At 71.5% G+C, this 743-nt stretch carries 1 protein-coding gene; it reads left to right on the top strand.

The genetic code is table 11. The features are described 5' to 3' along the window. Positions 1-743 (top strand): acyltransferase domain-containing protein (locus tag G6W55_RS37995; RefSeq protein WP_175525102.1); only part of this gene is annotated, 743 nt, incomplete at both ends.

Below are 743 nucleotides of genomic sequence, written 5' to 3'. Positions count from 1 at the left end.
TCGACACCGAGGCTCTGGATGCCGGGTACTGGTACCGCAACCTGCGCCGCACGGTGGGCTTCCATGCTGCGGTCGAGGCGCTGGCAGAAGCCAGCTACGAGGCGTTTGTCGAGGTCAGCCCGCATCCGGTGCTGGCGATGAGCATCCAGGACACTGCCGAGGACGCGGTCGTCACCGGTTCCCTGCGCCGGGACGACGGCGGCCTGGACCGCTTCCTGAGCTCCCTCGGCGAGCTGTGGGTCCACGGCGTCGACGTCGACTGGGCGCAGGCGTTCGCCGGCACCGGCGCGCACCACGTCGACCTGCCCACCTACGCCTTCCAGCACCGCCACTACTGGCTGGACGCCCCGGCTCCTTCCGTCGCGGCGGTGGCGGATTCGGCCGACGCGGAGTTCTGGGCCGCGGTCGAGAGCGAGGACTTCTCGTCCGTTCTGGACACGCTTCAGGTCTCGGAGGACCAGCCGTTCGGTGATGTCCTGCCCACGCTCGCGGCGTGGCGCAAGACGCTTCGGCGGCAGGCAGCGTTCGACGACTGGCGGTACGGCGTCTCCTGGCGGCCGGTGACCGTCCGCCCGGATGTGGTGTTGTCGGGGGCGTGGCTGGTCGCGGTGCCCGCGGGTCTGCTTGAGGACGAGTGGGTGTCGGCCGTGGTGGCCGGTATCGAGGCCCGTGGGGCGCAGGTCCGGTTGCTTCCGGTCGGGCCGGGCGTCGATCGGGCTGGGTTGGCCGGGGTGCTGCGGGGT

Origin of the sequence: Streptomyces sp. CAI-85, from assembly GCF_013363615.1 — a bacterium.
In the GTDB taxonomy this organism is placed as follows: Bacteria; Actinomycetota; Actinomycetes; order Streptomycetales; family Streptomycetaceae; genus Streptomyces; species Streptomyces antibioticus_B.
The sequence above is the reverse complement of the archived record's forward strand: the minus strand, read 5'-3'. Positions and strand labels throughout refer to the sequence as shown.